The sequence below is a fragment of the Pseudomonas sp. genome, from assembly GCF_050739935.1.
In the GTDB taxonomy this organism is placed as follows: Bacteria; Pseudomonadota; Gammaproteobacteria; order Pseudomonadales; family Pseudomonadaceae; genus Aquipseudomonas.
Genome location: NZ_JBOICF010000051.1, coordinates 23,050 through 43,423 on the forward strand (window position 1 = coordinate 23,050; position 20,374 = coordinate 43,423).

General features: G+C 56.7%; 17 protein-coding genes and 1 pseudogene. 11 read left to right on the forward strand and 7 right to left on the reverse strand.

The window, feature by feature from the left end; genetic code table 11:
* Positions 1-69: 69 nt before the first annotated feature.
* On the reverse strand, positions 70-1,392 hold the full coding sequence (locus tag ACRER8_RS08765; protein ID WP_431745935.1) for an MFS transporter: 1,323 nt from the start codon (positions 1,390-1,392) through the stop codon (positions 70-72).
* Between the two features lie 761 nt (positions 1,393-2,153).
* Between ACRER8_RS08765 and ACRER8_RS08770 the strand changes: the two genes are divergently transcribed.
* The 7 genes from ACRER8_RS08770 to ACRER8_RS08800 all read left to right on the forward strand — a co-directional run bounded on the left by ACRER8_RS08770 (position 2,154) and on the right by ACRER8_RS08800 (position 10,802).
* The gene (locus tag ACRER8_RS08770) at positions 2,154-3,587 is read left to right on the forward strand and encodes an FAD-binding oxidoreductase (protein ID WP_431745936.1); all 1,434 of its coding nucleotides are present in this window, start codon (positions 2,154-2,156) and stop codon (positions 3,585-3,587) included.
* Positions 3,588-3,693: 106 nt separating this feature from the next.
* Positions 3,694-4,488, forward strand: a complete 795-nt coding sequence (locus ACRER8_RS08775; protein WP_431745937.1) for an enoyl-CoA hydratase/isomerase family protein — start codon at positions 3,694-3,696, stop codon at positions 4,486-4,488.
* Between the two features lie 24 nt (positions 4,489-4,512).
* Positions 4,513-5,700: a CaiB/BaiF CoA transferase family protein gene (locus tag ACRER8_RS08780; RefSeq protein ID WP_431745938.1), complete on the forward strand. Its 1,188-nt coding sequence runs from the start codon at positions 4,513-4,515 to the stop codon at positions 5,698-5,700.
* A gap of 194 nt (positions 5,701-5,894) precedes the next feature.
* Positions 5,895-6,449 carry a TetR/AcrR family transcriptional regulator gene (locus tag ACRER8_RS08785; RefSeq protein WP_431745939.1) on the forward strand — a complete coding sequence of 185 codons (555 nt, stop codon included), beginning with the start codon at positions 5,895-5,897 and terminating at the stop codon, positions 6,447-6,449.
* A gap of 158 nt (positions 6,450-6,607) precedes the next feature.
* Positions 6,608-7,651: a TRAP transporter substrate-binding protein gene (locus ACRER8_RS08790; protein ID WP_431745940.1), complete on the forward strand. Its 1,044-nt coding sequence runs from the start codon at positions 6,608-6,610 to the stop codon at positions 7,649-7,651.
* Positions 7,652-7,666: 15 nt separating this feature from the next.
* On the forward strand, positions 7,667-9,622 hold the full coding sequence (locus ACRER8_RS08795; protein WP_431745941.1) for a TRAP transporter large permease subunit: 1,956 nt from the start codon (positions 7,667-7,669) through the stop codon (positions 9,620-9,622).
* A gap of 226 nt (positions 9,623-9,848) precedes the next feature.
* Entirely contained in the window at positions 9,849-10,802 is a 954-nt protein-coding gene (locus tag ACRER8_RS08800; RefSeq protein WP_431745942.1) for an amidohydrolase family protein, read from the forward strand.
* A 102-nt stretch (positions 10,803-10,904) separates the two neighbouring features.
* Here ACRER8_RS08800 and ACRER8_RS08805 read toward each other — a convergent pair whose 3' ends face one another.
* Entirely contained in the window at positions 10,905-12,941 is a 2,037-nt protein-coding gene (locus tag ACRER8_RS08805) for an FAD-dependent oxidoreductase (RefSeq protein WP_431745943.1), read from the reverse strand.
* A 535-nt stretch (positions 12,942-13,476) separates the two neighbouring features.
* On the opposite strand from ACRER8_RS08805, the gene ACRER8_RS08810 reads away from it, so the two are divergent.
* The 3 genes and pseudogenes from ACRER8_RS08810 to ACRER8_RS08820 all read left to right on the forward strand — a co-directional run.
* Positions 13,477-13,716, forward strand: coding sequence for a DUF6021 family protein (locus ACRER8_RS08810; RefSeq protein WP_431745950.1), 240 nt, complete (start codon positions 13,477-13,479; stop codon positions 13,714-13,716).
* A 159-nt stretch (positions 13,717-13,875) separates the two neighbouring features.
* On the forward strand, positions 13,876-14,229 hold the full coding sequence (locus ACRER8_RS08815) for a glycine zipper domain-containing protein (RefSeq protein WP_431745944.1): 354 nt from the start codon (positions 13,876-13,878) through the stop codon (positions 14,227-14,229).
* A gap of 221 nt (positions 14,230-14,450) precedes the next feature.
* Positions 14,451-14,591: pseudogene (locus ACRER8_RS08820) on the forward strand (DUF2934 domain-containing protein); the annotation flags it as partial.
* Positions 14,592-14,671: 80 nt separating this feature from the next.
* On the opposite strand, the gene ACRER8_RS08825 reads toward ACRER8_RS08820, so the two are convergent.
* The 3 genes from ACRER8_RS08825 to mltA form a co-directional block, all read right to left on the reverse strand.
* A complete protein-coding gene (locus ACRER8_RS08825) occupies positions 14,672-15,151 on the reverse strand; it encodes a MarR family winged helix-turn-helix transcriptional regulator (RefSeq protein ID WP_431745945.1) in 480 nt (159 codons plus the stop codon).
* Positions 15,152-15,298: 147 nt separating this feature from the next.
* Positions 15,299-16,477, reverse strand: coding sequence for an MFS transporter (locus tag ACRER8_RS08830; protein ID WP_431745946.1), 1,179 nt, complete (start codon positions 16,475-16,477; stop codon positions 15,299-15,301).
* Between the two features lie 128 nt (positions 16,478-16,605).
* Positions 16,606-17,763 (reverse strand): murein transglycosylase A, encoded by a 1,158-nt coding sequence (gene mltA / locus ACRER8_RS08835; RefSeq protein ID WP_431745951.1) that lies wholly within the window; start codon positions 17,761-17,763, stop codon positions 16,606-16,608.
* Positions 17,764-18,119: 356 nt separating this feature from the next.
* Between mltA and ACRER8_RS08840 the strand changes: the two genes are divergently transcribed.
* Entirely contained in the window at positions 18,120-18,869 is a 750-nt protein-coding gene (locus ACRER8_RS08840) for a hypothetical protein (protein ID WP_431745947.1), read from the forward strand.
* 189 nt (positions 18,870-19,058) lie between these two features.
* On the opposite strand, the gene ACRER8_RS08845 is transcribed toward ACRER8_RS08840, so the two are convergent.
* Complete coding sequence (locus ACRER8_RS08845; RefSeq protein ID WP_431745948.1) at positions 19,059-19,505, reverse strand: CBS domain-containing protein; 447 nt, start codon at positions 19,503-19,505, stop codon at positions 19,059-19,061.
* 194 nt (positions 19,506-19,699) lie between these two features.
* Positions 19,700-20,284, reverse strand: a complete 585-nt coding sequence (locus tag ACRER8_RS08850; RefSeq protein ID WP_431745949.1) for an N-acetyltransferase family protein — start codon at positions 20,282-20,284, stop codon at positions 19,700-19,702.
* Positions 20,285-20,374: the final 90 nt, after the last annotated feature.

A 20,374-nucleotide genomic window follows, 5' to 3' on the forward strand; every position in this document is an offset into this window, starting at 1 on the left:
GACACACTCCTGACGGGAAAGGTCAGTCCTGACTCCAGGGGCGGGTATCGGCTGAACCTCGCTGCAGCGTTATTCCGTGTGCGCTATGACACGTAACTCGGGAAGTTCATTATCCGAATAAATTTGCTTTGACGCGTCGATTCTTATGAATAGCACGCTAGCAATGGCACAAAGTACCGCCAGCACTAGAAACGCAAGGTCCCAGCCATAAAGGGTGATTAGATAACCAGTCAATGCCGCAGCGCTAGCGCCAGCGAGGTTTCCACAACTATTCATAATGGCCGCCACCGAACCGGCATACTCGGCACCTATATCCAGAGTGATGGCCCATGAGACCCCTACAGTGAGTTCCAAGCCAAATAGTGCTACACAAAAGCAACCCACGGCGATCAGCGGATTGAATACCAACACAGCCGGCACGATCGCAGCAGCGGCGAGGGAATATCCCACAATTGCTACGGTACGCCGTGACGATTTAAGGTTCTTCGACCGCTTGAGCAGATAGTCGGAAGCCGAACCACCGCAGATATCACCAATCACCGCAGTTAAAAGCGGAAGGCTGGCATAAAGCCCCATTTCCTGGAGTGAGAACCCCCGGGCATCCATCAAATACTTCGGGAACCACGTAAGAAAAATGCCCATAACGTAGGCATAACAAGCATATGTGGAGCAGAGCAGCCAGAGCTGGCGACTCCTTAAGAGCTGGCCCCAAGGAACGCTTTTACGATCTCGACCGGCTGCCGAGCTAGCGCCTAGCGCAGAGGCGATCAATTTCCGTTCCCCATCATTGGTCATGGAGTGCTCACTGGGGGTATCGCGATAGAACCAGAACCAAACAGCCGCCCACAGCAAACCAACTAGAGCAAATATGAAGAACGGCGAACGCCATCCCCATTCAGCGATGATAGCTACCACAACAACCGGGGTAAGTGCGCCGCCAACCCGTGAGCCTGCATGAGTAATACCCTGTGCAAAACCTCGCTCCGAGGGAAGCATCCACCGAGAAAGCGAGCGCGTGGCATTGGGGAAAGCGCCTGCCTCGCCCATGCCGAAGAGGAAGCGGCAGGCGATGAGCGACGTTGTCGACCAGGTCAACGCAGTGAGGGCTGTGAAGATTGACCACCACGCGACTATGCCTGTCAACGCACGCCGCGCACCAAATCGGTCGCCCAGCCAGCCTCCGGGGATCTGGAAAAGCGCATAGCTCAACTGAAAGGCTCCGAACATATAGCCCAGCGCTACCGTTGAGAATCCGAACTCCCGTTGCATGGCGGGTGCTGCAATCGATATGACCACCCTGTCCATATAAGTGATCATGTAGGCGGCGACTGTCAGCCACAACACGATGTGTCTGACGCGAGTCGGACGAATGGGGGGTTGAGGCGTGGTCATATGTTTTCACCTTATTCTATTTATTGTGCTATCGACCTTAAGCGACGCAACCCGCTTTGACCTTGTCCCGATCCGCTTGGGGCGCAGAAAACGAGGCGCCTTGATGTTGCGTTAGGCAGCACTCTGAGAGCCTTCAGCTAGCTTTCACTGTGAAGCCATGACCATGGAGAGGGGCGTGCGACGTCGTTTTTTCATTCTGAACTCATAATTCATAATTCGCAAGGAAAGTGCCTGACGGTTTTTCGACGCGCTTAAAGCGACATAGAACTTTGTTAACTTACTGATTTATATGGAAATATAATGGCTTAATCATGTTTATGGCGCCGATTTATCTGCCCCTACCGCGAGCTCAATTTTTGTATTTGGGGTCATAGATGCGCCGATGAAACGATTCAACCAAGCGATTGACTTTAGTAAGCGACGCTGAACCTTCGTGACCCCGTAACGAAGCATACGTCCGCTAAAGAGCCGCTATTCCGGGACTTTTGCTCAGAAATATTGAGAAACCTGGAAGATTCATGGCTGCCGAATGGCGAAACCGAGAGGCTACGAGGTTGCAGGTAATGAATTATGAGTTCATAATTCATTTTACCTGCACAGCCGTTCTTACCAACGCGGTCAGCGGTGGCGCGAGTGATGATGAGTGTAGAAGGTCGCAGGCCAGTCGGAGTTTCAGCGGCGACTATCAAGCAAGCCTTAGCTAGAAATGGCAAATTTCTTATTATAAAACAGTAAGTTAAATATATTAGGCCAATAATAAAATGAATCTTACCGAGGCAGAAGTTGTAGAGCGTCTAACTGAAATCCTGGGTGTGAACGGTGTATTGCACGACCCCAAAGATTATGGACGCTATGCCCAAGACTGGGCGGGCGATCAATTAGGGACACCGTTAGCCGTGGTACGCCCCAGAGATACAGCGGAAGTCTCCAAGGTCGTTTCATTGTGTCATGAGTATTCGATCCGCATGATCGCCCAAGGGGGAAACACCGGGCTGGTCGGCGGCGCCTTACCTGATATCGACTACCCGGAACTGGTCATCAGTCTAGAGAGAATGACGAAAATTCGTCGAATTGACCCTCTTAACTTCACCATGACGGTAGACAGTGGCTGCATCCTTGAAGATATAAAGAACGCAGCGCTCCAAGTGGATTGTTTTTTCCCTCTATCATTAGGGGCGCAAGGGAGTTGCCAGATAGGTGGAAATATTGCCACCAATGCTGGAGGCGTCAACGTTTTACGTTATGGCATGATGCGCCAGTTGGTCTTGGGCCTTGAAGTCGTACTTCCTGATGGCAAAATTTGGAATGGGATGAAAGGCCTATACAAGGACAACCGGGGTTATAGCTTGCAACAGCTCTTCATCGGTAGCGAGGGTACATTAGGAATTGTGACAGGAGCAGTTCTCAAATTGTCGCCTCGTCCTGAGCAAATACAGACAGCACTGTTGGCCGTACCTTCAGTTGAAGCGGCGGTCCGATTATATTCGTTGGCGCGATCGCTATGTAGCGACTTGCTTTGTGCATTTGAGTTAATTCCCCGCCAATGTATGGAACTGGCTTTTGAAGCCTCGCCGCAACTTTCCGATCCGCTCGATACCGTCTACCCAAATTATGTGCTTCTTGAAGTTTGCGCAACTGGCGGTGTCGACTTGGCGAAAATGCTTGAATGCTTGACGGAAAAGGCGATGGGGTCTGGAGAGGTTATAGATGGCGTGCTGGCCAGCAGCGAAACGCAGTCTAAGCAGTTATGGCAGATTCGCGAAAGCATGGTCGAGGGGCAGCTGCTACGTGGAGAACACCTACGCACCGATATCTCTGTACCGATTTCCCGTATGGCCGACTGTGTTGAGAAGGCCACCGCCGCGATACGATTAATTTCGCCAGAATCCACGACCATCGCCTATGGCCATATTGGGGATGGAAATCTCCATATCAACGTGCTTCCGCCCGCAGGCTCAAGCAAGAGTGAAGTTTCAGAGCTTTTGCATCGTTTTGAGGCCAGGATTTTTGAGATCGTTGACGATTATGACGGAAGTATCAGTGCCGAGCATGGTATTGGCCGTAAGAAACAAGCCGCGTTCATGGCCAGAGCCTCCGAATCGGAAAGGGCGCTGCTAGCCGGGATCAAAGCCGTCTTCGATCCAAAGGGATTGATGGGTGCAGGGCGGATATTTCCACCAGTTGATCCTTCATGATTTCAAAGGCTTCATAACATTCCCGGTACACCAACAAGTTGGAAGTTTGCATCTTACTGTTGGAACAGGTTTTTTATTGAACGCGAACAATGCTTAGGGGGTACACATGGCACAGCTGGCAGGCTCTGACGTCGAGTACATCAAGGAAGGACGTTTGGCATGGGTGATATTCAATCGACCCGAAGTTAGAAACGCGATGACTTGGGAGATGTATGATGCACTCGAAAGCTTATGCGATGAGCTCGATCAAGATGAAGAAGTCGACGTCGTCGTATTCCGTGGCAAAGGCGGGGAGGCTTTCGTTGCGGGTACCGATATAAAACAATTCAGCAGTTTCGAAACTGCTGATCACGCAATAAATTACGAGCATCGGATTGACAGGATAATCAACCGCTTGGAGAAGGTGCAAAAACCAACCATTGCATTGATAGAAGGCTATTGCGTCGGAGGGGGCGCGGCCATTGCTATGGCGTGTGACTTCCGATATGCCACACCTGACCTTGGTTTCGGAATTCCTATTGCCAAAACGCTGGGTAACTGCATATCCATTAATAATCTTGCGCGTCTGGTGAACTTGGTTGGGGGAAGCAAAGCCAAGGAAGTGATAATGCTGGCAAAAATCGTCACGGCGCAAGAAAGCGCCCGAATAGGCTTGGTCAACGACGTTTTCGAATCAACCAAGATAGAGGAAGAAGTTAGAAGCATTGCCGATAGATTATGTAGCTTCGCTCCTCTTACGCTAAAGGCAACTAAAGAAGGTGTCAGGCGCATACAGGAAAGTCGCCGACCCGCTCCAGGTACAGATAAAGACCTCGTTGAGCTCTGTTACACGAGCCAGGATTTCAAGAACGCGGTGGATGCATTCATTAACAAAAAACCGCGCTCTTGGCTGGGTCGGTAATTAAAATAACAGCTGGAGTAAGACATGCCTTCATTATCTTCAATCAAGATTTTAGACATCTCCCAGATCATGGCGGGGCCTTATTGCACGATGGTTCTTGCTGATATGGGGGCAGATGTCACTAAGGTGGAGAAACCTAATGGCGGCGATGATAGCCGGCAAATGGGTCCTTATATAAATGAAGAGTCCACGTGTTTTGCTCAGATAAACAGGAATAAGAAAAGTATCTCCATCAACCTGAAGGAAGAAGAAGGCAGGGGGATTTTTTACCGCTTGGCCGAAACTGCCGACGTCATTGTCGAGAACTATCGTCCTGGCGTGACGCGATCACTCAAGATTGACTACGAAACCATCAAGGCCATCAATCCAGGGATAATCTATTGCTCGATCTCTGGCTACGGACAGACCGGACCATCAAGCCATAAAGGTGGCTTCGATCTGGTGGCCCAAGGAATGACCGGGCTGATGTCAATGACCGGCGAGCCCGGGCGCCGGCCGTTGAAAACAGGTATTGCCGTTTATGATATTGGCGCAGGCATCACAGCCGCATACAGCATATTGGCGGCCTACATTAACAAGATGAATACCGGCGAGGGGCAACACATCGATATTGCTATTGCAGAGTGTGGTCTACCCTGGTTTTCCTGGGAAGCAGCGGCGTACTTTTCCAGCGGTTCCATTCCCCAACCCACTGGTTGGCGCCACCGCGTTTCAGCTCCTTACCAGGCGCTGAAGGTCAGCGACGGCTATATCATGCTCGGATGTGCCAACCAGCGAACTTGGGAGCGGCTATGTCAGAGCGTGATCGATTGTCCTGAGCTTCTGGATGACCCGCGCTTTACGACCAATCATCTGCGCGGCCAGAATGTGGTAGTGCTCGAGGAAATCCTGGAAGGTATTTTCATCACTGACACCATGCAAAGCTGGTTGCGCAAGTGTGACGACGCGGGAGTGCCTGCGGGGCCTATCAACAACTTCGCTCAAGCGATGGAAGATCCTCATTATCAAGCGCGTGATATGGTGCTGGAGGTGGATCACCCTACCATTGGCAAGATGAAAACCATCGGCTTTCCTGGCAAGCTTTCGCGAACACCAGCGACGATTCGCATGCCCGCGCCGCTGTTCGGACAACATACCGATGAAGTGTTGGGCGGTTTGGGTATAAATGCCCAGCACCTTGAGTTGCTCCGCCAACAGGGCGTTATCAAATAAGTTTTTGGATGGAGAGGCTGCTGCAGTCGTTCCATGCTGCGTCATCGCACTCCTGGTGATTCGGTCTCTCTTCCTGGCTATCCAACTATGTTGGCGACAAGACAATCACACGACAATCTGTTCTATATATGATAACGGTCAATAGCGGGGTGCCAAAACCCACTACACGCACTTCGCGAAACCGAGTGCTGCGGATGGCGCTCAAGATGTTCTGCGAAAGTGGTTATCAGGCCGTCAGCTTGGGGAAACTCGCTTTGGAAATAGGCATTCAAGCCGGGTCCTTATACAACCGTATTGAAAACAAGCAAGCCTTGTTGTTTGAGCTGATAGAGAAGTATGAAACCGGCTTGGCGCAGGTACTGGGTAAGGCCAGTACGCGGAACTATGTGCATTACGAGCTGGAAGATTTTATCCGCAGGTACATTATGTTCATACAGCGTCACCGGTTTCGATGTCGACTGAGCAAGTCGGAATTCCGATTTCTCAGCCCTGCTCAGCAGGACGAAATCAGGCTTGTCCGGGCGAAAGTTTCAACGCAACTTGAAACGATAATCGGTCGGGGGATAAATAACGGCTGGTTCGAAAATGTACCCATAGCTGCCACGGCTAATCGTATTCTTTCAATGCTCAACGAGGTTGCCACTTGGCATGCCATAGATTATCAACTCTCTCAAGCGGAGGTGGTAAACATGCACATACGATTTGCCAAGGGGTACCTGATGGCCCCACAAGTGGCGCTTAGTAGGTAACAAAATGCTGCCAGCGGCTTTCGCGGGTGATGGTAAATCGTTCATGACGGTCGGTTAGATCAATCCCAGCCGAAGGGCTGGTGATACGCGAGTTCGGAACATAGCGCCATTAGCCGGCGCCTGAACAAACTTCAAAATAAAAACAACAGGTGAACTTCATGAGTCGTATTCTGACCGAGTCCGTAAGTCGACGGACGTTTCTGCTGACGGCAGGTGTGACCGTTGGCGGCGCGTTTACCGCCAGCGTTCTGCCTTCGCGGGCGTTTGCAGCAACCAAGCCAATCGTATTGCGTTACGCCAGCAGTCTGCCCGATACCCATCCACTTAATAATCAGATGAAAGTCGCCGCCGAGGCGATACGCGTCCAAACCAATGGTGCAGTGGACTTGCAGGTCTATGCCAACGGCTCTATGGGCGGCGACACCGACTTATTGTCTCAAGTGCGTGGGGGAGCGATGGACCTCATCGCACTGTCAGGGGCGATTCTGTCGACCATGGTTCCGTCCATGTCCATTGAAAGCATGCCGTTTGCCTTCAAGGATTATGACAGTGTGTGGGCCGCGCTCGATGGCAAACTGGGTGATTACGTCCGCGCGCAAACCGCCAAGGCCGGGCTGATCCCAATGGACAAGGTCTGGAACAACGGCTTCCGCCAGATCACCAGTTCGACTCGACCGATTAACACCCCACAGGACCTCGCCGGCTTTAAGTTGCGGGTGTTGGTCAGCCCGTTGTGGAGTTCGATGTTCACCGCATTTGGCGCCTCGCCATCCGGGATCACCATCAACGAAACCTATTCGGCCTTGCAGACCAAAGTCGTCGACGGCCAAGAAAATCCACTGGTGGTGGTCGAGTCTGCGCGTTTCTACGAAGTGCAGAAATACTGCTCGATGACCGACCACATCTGGGGCGGTTGCTGGATGCTGGGTTCAGGCAAGACCTGGCCAAAGCTGCCCGCCGATGTTCAGGAAATCGTCGCTCAACAGATCAACGCCGCTGCGCTGGTGCAGCGTCAGCAAGTGATCGATCTCAACGCCAGCCTCGAAACTTCGCTGACAGCCAAGGGCGTGATCTTCAACAGGGTCGATCGGTCGCTCTTTCGTGCGGAGTTGGAGAAGAAGGGTTTCTACGCCCAGTGGAAGAAGAGGTATGGCGACGAGGCCTGGAGCCTGCTTGAGCAATACGCGGGTCAATTGTCCTAAGCCGGAGCCATGATCATGAAGAACGAGATTTCTGTGACGGAGGCTTCTACGACAGGGCTTCCCGCGAAACGGCAGTCGCTGCGACACCCGGCACCTGGCGAAGCAGTCGCTGAAGGACGTCACCCGCGTCACACGATTTTCCTCTTGGGCCGCATTCTCGACACTGGGCTACGCTGGCTGACCGAAGGCAGCGCAGCCCTGCTGGTGGTCGTTGAAGTCATCCTGCTGTTCAGCAGCGTGTTCTCCCGCTATGCGCTCAACCAGCCGATCGTCTGGGGTGACGAGATGGCATCGCTGCTGTTCCTTTGGCTGGCAATGCTCGGCTCGGTGGTCGCCATGCGCCGTGGCGAGCACATGCGCCTGACGTCATTCATCGCCCGCCTGTCTGCGCGAAAGCGCGCCTTCGTCGACACCTTCGGCGCGGTAATCGTGATCACCTTCATCGTCATGCTGTTTTCCCCGGCGTGGGAATACGTCAGCGACGAGTGGATTATCACCACTGCCGCGCTGGAGATCCCCAATGCCTTGCGCGTGTCGGCGATTGCCGTGGGCCTTACATTGATGCTGATGACCTGCGTGGCGCGGCTGATGACCAATGCCAGGCTGATCGACTTCGTGGTGTCGGTGGCGATTCTTGGCGCCGTCGCAGGATTGCTGTGGAGCACCGAGAGCGTCATGCAGCTGATGGGCAACTGGAACCTGATCATCTTCTTCATGATCGGCGTGATGACGATGATTCTTATGGGCGTGCCGATCATGGTGGCTTTCGGTCTGGCGACAGTCGCTTATCTGTCGACCATGACCAACACCCCACTGACACTGGTAGTGGGGCGTATGGACGAAGGCATGGCAAGCCTGATCCTGCTGGCAATTCCGCTGTTCGTGTTCCTGGGCGCGCTGATCGAAGCCATGGGTATGGCCCGGGCGATGATTGCCTTTCTGAGTTCGCTGATCGGCCATGTACGCGGCGGTCTCTCGTATGTACTCATCGGCGCCATTTACCTGATCTCTGGCATCTCGGGTTCCAAGGCAGCCGACATGGCGGCAATCGCCCCGGCGCTGTTTCCGGAAATGAAGAAGCGCGGCGAAGATGAAAATGAACTGGTGGCGATGCTCAATGCCAGCGGTGCGATGTCGGAAACCATTCCGCCAAGCCTGGTCCTGATCACCATCGGCTCGGTGACCGGGGTGTCGATTTCCGCGCTGTTTACAGGGGGATTTATGCCGGCGGTGGTCGGCGCGATCGCGATGGCGGCGGTGGTCTGGTGGAAGAACCGCAAGCGCGCGCCGTGCGAAGTCAAACGCGCAAGCGCGGCGCAGATCGGCCGCTCCCTGCTGGTCGCGCTGCCTGCGCTGGCGTTGCCATTCGTTATCCGCACTGCGGTAGTGGAAGGCGTCGCTACCGCCACCGAAGTTGCCGCCATTGGCGTGGCGTACACCTTTATCGCCGGCTTGCTGTGTTATCGCTGTTTCGACTGGCGTCGGTTGTACCCGATCCTCGTGAGCACCGCCTCGCTGTCAGGTGCGATTCTAATCATCATCGGCAGCGCCACGGCCATGGCCTGGGCCTTGACCCAATCGGGCTTTTCTCACCAGCTGGCACAGCTGATGTCGACGGTCCCCGGTGGCGCGCTGGGTTTTCTGATCATCTCGGCAGTGGCTTTCATTGTTTTGGGCAGTTTCCTGGAAGGTATCCCGGCCATCGTGCTGTTCGGCCCTCTGCTGTTCCCGATCGCCCGTGCCATGGGCATCAACGATGTGCACTACGCCATGGTCGCGATTTTCGCCATGGGCCTTGGGTTGTTCGCACCGCCGTTCGGCGTCGGATTTTATTCCGCCTGCGCCATCGCCAAGGTCGACCCGGCGGGTGCCATGCGCCGAGTCTGGCCGTATTTGGGCGCGCTGGTGCTGGCTCTGCTCATATTGATCGCGGTTCCGTGGATTTCCATCGGTTTCCTGCCCCCATCATGAAATCTCTTTGTCCACGGGCATGGCTGGCCAAGCCCCGGCAGCCTATCTGCCCTTTCATCGATCAGCGTTTGCCCATGAACTTCTCCACCCTTAACACCGGCGAGTGCACAAAACATAAGCTGACCGTTGAGCCTGGGCGGACCGTCGCGTTTCTTCGGGAACGTCCAAAACACCGCGCTGAGCACTGCGTTATCGGCCCGGTCGCACTAAAGCAAGGAGACCGATCATGATTACCCTACATGAACGCAATGGCCTGCCTAACTTCGCCGCCGAGGATGCGTTGCCTGTTATCGATGTTCATCATCATCTATGGGACTTGGCTTCCGGGCATTACCCGTGGTTGCAGGACGAATACCATGAGGACTTTTTTCTCGGCGACTACCACACGCTGCGTCAAGACTTCCTGCCGGAACAATTCCTTGCGTTGACAAAGCGTCAACGCCTGATCGGCACGGTACATGTCGAAGCTGAACGCGCGCGCGACCAGCAACTGGCCGAGACCCTATGGTTGGAACGCGTTCATGCACGCTGTGGGTTTCCCAACGCCATCATCGGCCATGCATGGTTCGATCGAGACGACAGCGAGGAAATACTTGCGGCTCAGGCAGCGCGGCCCCTGGTCAGAGGTATACGTTCCAAGCCCGTGACCTCGGCATCGCCGGATGTCTCGGTGGCCGGCGCACATGGGACGATGCAGGACCCGAAATGGCTCGAAGGGTTTTCCCGATTGGCACGTTACGGCCTGTCATGGGACCTGCGCGTACCGCCGTGGCACTTGCTCGAAGCCGCCGAAGTCGCGGCGATGTTTCCGCAGATCCAGATTGCGCTGAACCACACCGGTTTCGCCTGGGACCGCAGCGAGCAAGGCATGCACCGATGGCGCAAAGGTCTGGAAGCGCTAGCCGCGCAACCCAACGTGCACATCAAAGTGTCCGAATTCGGCCTGAAAAACTCGCCTTGGCGCTACGAAGATAACCGCGTGGTGGTGACCACGGCCCTGGAAATATTCGGCGTGCAACGCTGCATGTTCGCCAGCAACTTCCCGGTCGCCGGATTGCGAGCGTCGTACGACACAATAGCCGACGGCGTGGCGCGGATGATCGCGCCCATGGGCCGTGCAGCTCAGGAAGCTGTGTTCGCGGGCAATGCTCAGCGGTTCTATCGAATCGATCTCCGTTAAAGCACAGCGCCAGTCCGCGAGTAGATGGCAACTTGCGAACACAAGAAAGTCTGAAGCTGCAAACGCAAAGCAGCACTAAGGTTACGTTCTGAGCAATAGCGTTCAGATATCCTTCATCAGCCTCAATGCGTCGTAAATCGCCGCGTGGGTGTTACGCGCGGCAACGGCATCGCCAATTCGAAACAGTTGGAATGCTCCCTGCGGGTTATCTACGACGTTTTGAGGGTTGCCTGCTATCAGATCCTTATAGTCGACCGCACCACTGTTCTTCGATTCCGGCCTCAACTCCAGATACAGGTCGTCGAGGGGAATGGTGCCGTGATTGACGACGATTTGATCGTAAAGGCGCTCTTTGCCGAGTGGGCCGTAGTCGCTGTCGATACTGGCCGCCAGTTGCGCGCCTTCTCGTCGAACGGACGTCAGACGGTAGGTCACGGTAAATGTGGTGTCCAGTGCCTGAAGGCTGCGCATGTAGGGAACCAGGTTCATGGCCATGATTTCCGGCGAGAATGCGCGGTCCGGGGTCATGATCTCGACTTTGGCGCCACTCTTGGCTATGACTTCTGCCGCTTGAAGCGCCGTGTGGTCACCCGCGTCGTCAAACAGCAAAACGTTTTTGCCCGGTTTCACATCTCCCGACAAGATGTCCCAACTGGACACCACCAGTTCGTTACCGGCTGTGAGGACTTCGGTATGCGGCATACCCCCGGTGGCGATGACCACGACATCGGGATTCAAATCGCGAATGTGGCTCGCTTCCGCCCACGTGTTGAACTGGAAATTGACCCCTTTGGCGTTGCACTGCGCCATACGCCAATCGATGATGCTGATCATCTCCTTGCGCCTCTCGCTTTGCGCTGTCAGACGAATCTGTCCGCCCGGTTGGTCGGCGGCCTCGAACACGGTAACGTCATGCCCACGGCCGGCCGCCACGCGTGCTGCTTCCAGCCCGGCAGGTCCCGTCCCGACGATGACGACTTTCTTGACCTTGTCAGCGTGGGCCAGCTCATGCGGCATCGTCAGTTCGCGGCCAGTGGCGGCGTTATGGATGCAGTACGCGGCTCCGCCTTGATAAATACGGTCCAGACAGTAGTTGGCACCGACGCAAGGGCGGATGTCCTCTTCGCGCCCCTCGATAATCTTGCGCACGATGTGCGGGTCGGTCATGTGGGCCCGGGTCATGCCGACCATGTCGACCTTGCCCGATGCGATCGCGTATCTGGCTGTAGCAACGTCTGGAATCTTGGCCGCGTGGAAAGTGGGGAATTCGGTCGCAGCCCTGATTTCGCCGGCGAAATCCAGGTGAGGTGAGTTGCGCATCCCCTGAATCGGGATCACGTCGGTGAGCCCCGCGTCCGTATCGATATGGCCGCGGATCACGTTAAGGAAGTCGACCAGTCCGCTTTCCTTCAACCTTCTGGAAATTTCGAGCCCGTCGTTGGCATTCAGGCCGCCACTGAGTGCTTCATCGCCGGTATAGCGAACGCCGACGATGAAGTCATTGCCGACACGTCTGCGGATCGAAGCCAGGACTTCAAAAGTAAAGCGCAGGCGGTTTTCCAGCGAGCCACCGTATACGCCGTCCAGCTCGTTGGTCAGTGGCGACCAGAATTGATCCATCAAGTGACCGTAGGCTTGCAGCTCGATGCCGTCCAGCCCGGCTGCCTGCATCCGTTCAGCCGCATCGGTGTAATCAGTGATGATGCGCTGGATATCCCAGTCTTCCAGCTTTTTGGGAAACGCACGGTGAGATTGTTCACGCTTGTGGGAGGGTGAGACCACCGGCAACCAGTCGGCTTTATCCCAGCGTGTACGACGCCCCAGGTGAGTAAGCTGAATCATCACCGCTGTGCCGTGTTCGTGGCATTCATCGGTCAGCTCGCTCATCCAGCGCACGACCTCATCCTTATAGGCAAGGATATTGTTGAAGACCGGAGGACTGTCGCGCGAAACCGCTGCCGAGCCTGCCGTCATCGTCAGTGCAACGCCCGCTTTGGCTCGTTCGACATGATAGGCGCGGTAAAGCGCTTTGGGCATGCCGTCCTCGGGATACGCAGGCTCATGAGAGGTGGTCATGATGCGATTGCGAAGCGTCAGATGTTTGAGCTGATAGGGCTGCAGAAGCGGATCATTTGACATATGCGGCATTCTCGTTGAGGGCAACAGGCGACGATGAACTCAAATTAGGATGGAATGTACATATGTGTCAATATCCAAAACACAGGTGAACATTTTTTTGTTTTTGCTGCGCGACATTGCGCCGAGGTTGGCGACTCGCTCAGACCTCGGCGCGCATGACGGATGGAAGGCGACGGGTGTTATGCTGCTTCGTCTTGAGCTGAGGAGGTGCTGAATTGAAGGCGTTCATATTTCTTCGCGATCCGATGTTTCTCATTGGCGCGCCGGTTCTGGTCCTCGCTCTTATTTACGACCAGCCGGTGCTCATGGGCTTTGGTATGTCTCTGGTGGCTTGCACGCTCATTACGAACTGATCCGAACCTCGGTCCATGGCTGCCAGCGGCGGCGCTCAATACTTCACCACTCGTCCATCTTTGGGCACTCCTCGTTTCTGCAGGCGTCCCAAGCCCATGTGTGTGGATATCCCATGCAACGAGGATGGAGAATCGAGATGGAAATGAATCCCGATGCACCAGGCAACGTTTCACAGAAAGGTGTGAACAGCGAAACGAACAACGAGACTGGTTTCGACCGCGGCGCTCGGAACCCGCCTAAGCAACCAACCGCCGGTGAGCAAAACGTCGACGACGATCTGGGCTTCGATCCTGATTCGCCAGATGTCGCAGATCCGCAGGTGGATCCTCCACACCCGGCCAGGACCAGTAACGATCCTGTTCCCTCTGGCAAACGCTCGAATGACGACGATCAGACTTCTTCGGGTGGACGCGGCATCTAGCAGGCGTCAGCGTGTTTTAAGGCCCGGCCATTGAGCCGGGCTTTTTTTGCGCTGCTATGCGCCTATCGTTTATCCGGCTTGCCGTTGTTCCGAATTCAGGAACGAATTGATTCGAGGTTTGGTCAACCCAATTCGACCACCCGAATACGGTACGCCTCCATGAGCAAGACGATCGACAACCTCACTGAAACGCTGAGCGAAGATCTCTACGAGAAAACCCGCAGGCAGCTCAATACGTTCATCCACGAGACGAACGCATTGCTCGCTGCTGGTGATGCATTGCATGAAGACCGGACAACTGACGCCCGGGAGCGTTTGGCCAACTTTCTGAAAGGCGCAGCTTTGAACGGTGCAGCGGCTTCGGCGGTAGGTGTTCAAACCGAACAGCCGCCCTTGACCCGAGTGATCAGCGACGCGAAGAGCTACGTCAAGAGCCACCCGTGGGTAGCAGTCGGCGCTGCGGCGGGGGTAGGCTTGATCGTCAGTATGTTGCTCAATCGCAGGCAGCCCTGAGGAGACGGATCGTGATTCGTGGTCGCGGTATCGCAACGATGCGCAGAGGGCAGGGGGGAAGATTTTCGCTTGCGAACGCCTACAAGCGGTGTGAGGGGGCGAGGGTGTTTTCGCCTCGCTACTGGCTGGTCTATGGTTCGCCAAATGTTGTTACAGCGGGTGGCCTCGGGGTCTATTTGACGCCGGGCGACGAATTGCAAAGATATTTAAGGGGGCCATGCATGAGTGTCGACGAAGAGGCTGTTCGTCAACTGGCGCAGCTGATCTGGGAAACCGAAGGCAGGCCTGAAGGCCAGGAGGCTCGGCACTGGGAAATGGCTACGAAGCTTGCAGAATCCGCTGCCATGGCGCCCGTGCGCTCGGCTAATCGGCACCGGGTCGATACGCTGTTTCCGACGCCGGACGATGAACCCGATCAATGAAACATGATGGAAAAAGCGACTCAGGCTTCGCTTGCCTGCAGCTCACTCAGCAATGAACGTGCAAAGCCCTCCGAAGCGATGAAATCCAGCGCCTGGCGCAGCTTTACCGTTTCTTCTGCGCCAAAGGTCTTGTCGAATACCTGCGATACCCGGTCGGAGATCTTGCGCGCCTCGGCGTACTTGAGTTGACCCGCCGTGGTAAGCAGAACCCTGCGACAGCGGCGGTCGGCTCCGTCGATCTGCAGTTCCACAAGCCCATCGCGGATCAGCGGTTTGAGCGTATGACCCAATGCCGACAGGTCCATGACCAGCGCTTGGGCCAGATCGCGCATTTTCGGCTCGCCGCTGCGGGCAATTTGCGCCAACAGTGAATACTGCGTGGCTTTCAAACCGCATTGGGTGAAGGCTTCGTCGTAAATCTGTCCCAGCCGTCGGGAAGCGCGGCGCACCGAGCCATTGGCGCAAGTGCTGGCCGTGACCGGATCTGAGCACGATGTCACATGTTTCAAAGCCTGATTACTCACGAGTCGCGATAGATCGGCCGATTATGCCTGCCCGAACAGGGCGGACAAGGTTTTTCGGCCCATCGGGCGAGCGACACGATGACGCATGGCTGGCGTCATGGCCGGCGTCTTTAGCCCATGCAATCAGGCTTCTCCGGCCGCCTGCCGGTCGAAACGCTGCTCGGCACGACGGGCATCGGTGAGCGCCCAGTACCACATTCCCAGTCCGCCGAGCGTCAGGGCCGCAGCAGCGTAGCCGGTAGCGGGCAGGCCAAACCCCGCTGAGATGACGATGCCGCCGACCCACGGTCCGATGGCATTAGCCAGATTGAATGCGCTTTGCACCAGAGCGCCTGCGAGCGATTGCGCATGGGGCGCGACGTCCATCAGGCGGGTTTGCAGGATCGCTGCCAGACCGACGCCGCAGCCAACGAAAAACACCAGCGGGATCAGCAGCCACAGGTTATCGGTGGCCGATGGATACAGCGCCAGCACCAGCGCGGTGAACCCGAGGGAAATCCCCGCCGAGCGCATCGTGGCCCGATCCGCCGCCCAACCACAGACCAGATTGCCCACCGTGGTGCCCAGGCCGAACACGGCCATGACCACCGGGATCATGAAGTCCGAGGTACGCGTGACTTCGATCAGGGTCGCCGCCAGATAGGTGTAGACGCAGAAAACCCCACCGAAACCAATGCCGGCGATCCCCAGGGTCAGCCACACCTGACGAGAGCGCAAGGCGCCCAGTTCACGCAACGGGCTCGCGTCGGCTTGGGCAGGGGAGGCCGGCGCTAAGGTGCGGATCAGCAGCGCGGTGATCGCGGCCAGGACTGCGACCACCGCCAATCCCCAGCGCCAGCCGACGGTCTGACCGATCCAGGTCGCGAACGGCACGCCAACAATAGTGGCGATGGTCAGCCCGAGGAACACCCGAGAGACCGCCTGTGCCCGCTGGTTCTTCGGCACCAATGACGCGGCCAGCAGCATGGCGACGCCGAAATAGGCGCCGTGGGGAAAGCCGCTCAGAAAGCGGAAGAACACCAGCCACGGCAGTGACGGGGCGATGGCGCTCAAGGCATTGGCGATGCCGATGAAGGCCGCCAACCCGACCAGTAGCGCCCGGCGTGGCAGTCTGACACCCAGCACCATGATCACCGGGGAGCCAACCACAACCCCCAGCGCATAGGCACTGATGGCATGTCCTGCCAGTGGCTGAGTGCTGTGGAAATCGCTGGCAATGAACGGCAAAAGCGTCATCGATGCGAATTCGGTGGTGCCGATGGCGAACGCGCCCATGGCCAGCGCGAACAGCAGCCAGCCCATGTGAAAATCGTGTGGGGAATCGGAAGTGGTAGTCATGAGAGAGCGGGCGCGACGTCTTTGAGAACAAGGCGTCTGTTATACCTGAAACCGGTTTCAGATCAACCCGAAACCGGCTTCAGCTCAGAAGCTCACTCTTTGGGCTTTGCATTAGGCAGCGCCGCGCCCTTGGGCCACAGCATCCAGATCTGCCCTTGCTGTTTCATGTTGCCTGCCAGTTCGCCTGCGGCATCGCCCGTGCCCCAGAACATGTCGGCACGCACTTCGCCAGCGATGGCACCACCGGTGTCCTGGGCTGCAACAGGACGCACCAGCGGCGAGCCATCGGGACGGGTCGACGACAGCCACAGCAGGCTGCCCAGTGGAATCACCTTGCGGTCGATGGCGACGCTGTAGCCTGCGGTCAGCGGTACGTTCAACGAGCCGCGCGGGCCTTCGTCGCTGTCCGGCCGCAGAGTGAAGAACACATAACTGGGGTTGCTGCCCAGCAGCTCATGGACGCGATCCGGATGCGCGATGGCCCAGTCACGGATGCGGCCCATGGACACTTCATCCTTGCTCAACTGGCCCTGCTCGACCAGCCAGCGGCCCACCGGTTTGTAAGGATGGCCGTTCTGATCGGCGTAAGCGATGCGCAACTGGCGACCGCTTTCAAGTTGCACACGGCCGGAGCCCTGGATCTGCAGGAATTGCAGGTCAACCGGATTTTCCAGCCAGGCGAGGACCGGGGCGTTTGCGCCTTTTTCGTTGATAGTGGCGGCATCGTCATAAGGACGCAGTACGCGGCCATCGAGACGACCGCGCAGGCGTTTGCCCTTGAGTTCCGGGTAGATGCTGTCGAGATTGACGATGATCAGATCGTCTGGCACGCCATAGATCGCGACGGGGTGCTGATCGTTTTGCGCTTCGCTGCCTTTATAGACGGGCTCGTAATAGCCGGTGATCAGGCCGTTGGCGCCATGTTCGGAAGAACGCAGGCTGTAGACCTGCAACTGGTTCTTGAGGAAGTCGCGAACGGCTGCCGGGTCCTGCGGCACTTGCGCGGCCATGGTACAGGTGGTGCCCCACACCGGGTCTCTGGCCAGACGCTTGCACGCCGAGAACCAACTGTTGTAGCCCGCCATCAGGTCGGCATCGTTGACCGCAGGCAGTTTGTCCCATTCGACGCTCACGTACGTGGTGGCTTCGGAAGGCTTGGTTTTCGGCGCGCCCCCGTCGCAGGCGGCGAGCAGGGCGATCAAAGGAGCGAGGCAAAACAGAAAGCGGCGCCAGTGCAGGCTTGGGGTCATCACGCGGGTGTTCCTGAAAACAAGTGAAGGCGGCTAGCTTGGTGAAAGGTGAGGGCGGCGTCAAATCTGTAAGAGGTTTCGGAGCGGATGCACGCTGCGTTATCCCTGTGTCAGTTCTCGTCACTGGGCCATGCTGATCGTGCCCACGCTCTGCATGGTAACGCCGCCTTGAACGACTGCGCGCGCGCCAACTGAGTGACGCGGAGCGTCACAGGCGGCGCTACCTCGCGGATCGGGGGACGATCATTAAGCGAGGCTTTTCACCCCGCTGTCGCACTTTTCTGCGTTTTGCCGCTCTATGCATGGCCGGGACGCCGCGATTCGCGCGGGGTCCAGATCGTTGAAGCTTGTGATAGATGGTTCCAGTCTTGTGTTTTTTCTCTATACGCCGCCGTGTTCGCGTCTGGCTTGCGGTATGCCTTGCGACGCTCTGTGCGGTGGGCTGTACCCGTCAGGACGGGCAGGACGTTGCCACGCAATTCAGCGAAACCCGGCCTCAGGAGTTCTTCCAGACCAGCGTCGATCGCATGGCGAGCCTGACGATGCACGACAACCTGGAAAGTTTGTACCTGTTGATGAACAAGCTGTACCTGCGCAACCCGGCTGAGTGGCGCAAGTCAGGGTTCATCGATGCCCGGTCTGCCGAACGCAACGTGCGCAACGCCATCGAGCAGCAGACGCCGCTGGTGCAATTGGGCAATCGACGAGACCTGGCGGCACTGAGTTATGCCCTGAGCCCGGATTTCCTCGGTGATCGTGTCGGTGCATTCATCTATGCCATCGGCAGCATGCTGGTCACCGCCCACGGCGGGCGACTGGAATTCTTCATGACCGATCAGATCAATCCGAAATTCGTGAACAACGCCGCCCGCAACATCGAAAAGGCCACCTGGCTTCTGGGCCAGCGGCAGAATGCCAATGGCGAGTTGATGCTGTTTTCCAACCAGATTTCGGAGGAGGGCAGCAACCTGAGCTTCGCCACCGAATTCGGAAAGATCGTCGCGCGCCTGGATTTGCTCACCCAAATGCTTGACGAGCGCTACCGGCGAATCGGGCTCAACTATGCACAGAGCTTGCTGTTTCTGAATTTCCTGCCGGTGCAATGAAGGCGATCCAACGGTCGGTGCACAGCCTTCGTTTGGTAACGAATCATTACAGAAGCCGGCTTACTGGCGAACGCGTAGCGTCAGGCACAAACCCTGCGGCTGACACTCATCATTCGCCAGCAAGCCGGCTCCTACGATGAGCGTGGGAGACCGTGCCTCTGCGCCAGGCGTTACCCCTGAATCAGTCGCTCAATAACTTTCGCCGCGAATGTATTCCTGCATTTTCTCGATCAGCCGCGCCTGTTCGGCAATCGCTTCTTTCACCAGGTCGCCTATCGACAGCAAGCCTACCAACTGGCCATCATCCACCACCGGCAGATGGCGCAGACGGTGGTCGGTCATGATTTTCATGCATTCACCCACCGTCCGATGGGAGTCCACGGTCTTGACGTCGTGAGTCATGATGTCGCTGATCGGGGTGCCTACCGACGCTCGCCCCTTCAATTCCATCTTGCGCACATAGTCACGCTCACTGACGATGCCGACCACCTTGCCGTCCCGGACAACCGGCACGGCACCGATGTTCTTGTTCGCCATCAAAGTGATCGCTTCAATGACCATCTGATTCGGTCCGATGGTATGAGGAACGCGATGCTGCTCGTCTTTAAGCTTCAATAGTTCGGCTACGGTGGTCATGCTGGCCTCTCCGGCGCGTATTTATCAACCCGGCCGCATCAATCAGGCCGTGCATACAGAATCGTAGAGAGATGGCATTCCGGCAAGTTTTGGAAGAGATCCATGGGAAATCGTCCATGCAGGGATTTTGCTCCCTGCGGCACCGCTGGCCCGTGTGATTCCCGGTCAGTCTGAATTCGCCAAAGACGTGGCAGTCAGTCCGGCCGACCGCGACGGGGCCGGGAGATGACGGACTCGATGTTCTTGCGTCCGATCAGCAATGGGCTTTTGGCCTTGCGTGAGGCGGGCATCTCGGCGAGCCATTTGTACATCACCAGGCAATCGACCAGACCGTGACGGGCATGGCGATAGGCACGCGGCAGACGGCCGACGGTCTCGAAGCCGAGCTTGTTCCAGAGCGCGACAGCGATTTCGTTGGTCGAGACCACGGAGTTGAACTGCATTGCCGAGAATCCGCTGTCCACCGCCAGTTGTTGGGAGTGCTCGCACATCAACCGGGCGACGCCACGGCCCCTTGCCTGTGCAGTAACCATGTAGCCGCAGTTGCACACATGGCTGCCGGGACCGGCGGCGTTGGCTTTCAGGTAATAGCTGCCGAGCAGCACGCCGTCTTCCTCGGCGATCAGGGTGTGAAGCGGATATTGCAGCCACAGGTGCTGGGCCTGCTCATAGGTCAAACCGGGGTCGTAGGCGTAGGTTTCCTGAGCCTGGACCACGGCCTGGAAAGTCGGCCAGAAACGCTCGAAATCTTCGGCGGTCATGGGGCGGATCTGGATCATGGGGCGTCCGTCGGCTAGCGAATATCAATGGCAGGAGCCGGCTTGCTGGCGAACAGCGGCGTGTCAGATAAACAAGGTTTGCTGACACAC

Coding starts and splice junctions, on each gene's coding strand:
- ACRER8_RS08765 (WP_431745935.1), bottom strand. CDS start 1,392: ATGACCACGCCTCAACCCCCCATTCGTCCGACTCGCGTCAGACACATC.
- ACRER8_RS08770 (WP_431745936.1), top strand. CDS start 2,154: ATGAATCTTACCGAGGCAGAAGTTGTAGAGCGTCTAACTGAAATCCTG.
- ACRER8_RS08775 (WP_431745937.1), top strand. CDS start 3,694: ATGGCACAGCTGGCAGGCTCTGACGTCGAGTACATCAAGGAAGGACGT.
- ACRER8_RS08780 (WP_431745938.1), top strand. CDS start 4,513: ATGCCTTCATTATCTTCAATCAAGATTTTAGACATCTCCCAGATCATG.
- ACRER8_RS08785 (WP_431745939.1), top strand. CDS start 5,895: ATGGCGCTCAAGATGTTCTGCGAAAGTGGTTATCAGGCCGTCAGCTTG.
- ACRER8_RS08790 (WP_431745940.1), top strand. CDS start 6,608: ATGAGTCGTATTCTGACCGAGTCCGTAAGTCGACGGACGTTTCTGCTG.
- ACRER8_RS08795 (WP_431745941.1), top strand. CDS start 7,667: ATGAAGAACGAGATTTCTGTGACGGAGGCTTCTACGACAGGGCTTCCC.
- ACRER8_RS08800 (WP_431745942.1), top strand. CDS start 9,849: ATGATTACCCTACATGAACGCAATGGCCTGCCTAACTTCGCCGCCGAG.
- ACRER8_RS08805 (WP_431745943.1), bottom strand. CDS start 12,941: ATGTCAAATGATCCGCTTCTGCAGCCCTATCAGCTCAAACATCTGACG.
- ACRER8_RS08815 (WP_431745944.1), top strand. CDS start 13,876: ATGAGCAAGACGATCGACAACCTCACTGAAACGCTGAGCGAAGATCTC.
- ACRER8_RS08830 (WP_431745946.1), bottom strand. CDS start 16,477: ATGGGCTGGCTGCTGTTCGCGCTGGCCATGGGCGCGTTCGCCATCGGC.
- mltA (WP_431745951.1), bottom strand. CDS start 17,763: ATGACCCCAAGCCTGCACTGGCGCCGCTTTCTGTTTTGCCTCGCTCCT.
- ACRER8_RS08840 (WP_431745947.1), top strand. CDS start 18,120: ATGGTTCCAGTCTTGTGTTTTTTCTCTATACGCCGCCGTGTTCGCGTC.
- ACRER8_RS08845 (WP_431745948.1), bottom strand. CDS start 19,505: ATGACCACCGTAGCCGAACTATTGAAGCTTAAAGACGAGCAGCATCGC.
- ACRER8_RS08850 (WP_431745949.1), bottom strand. CDS start 20,284: ATGATCCAGATCCGCCCCATGACCGCCGAAGATTTCGAGCGTTTCTGG.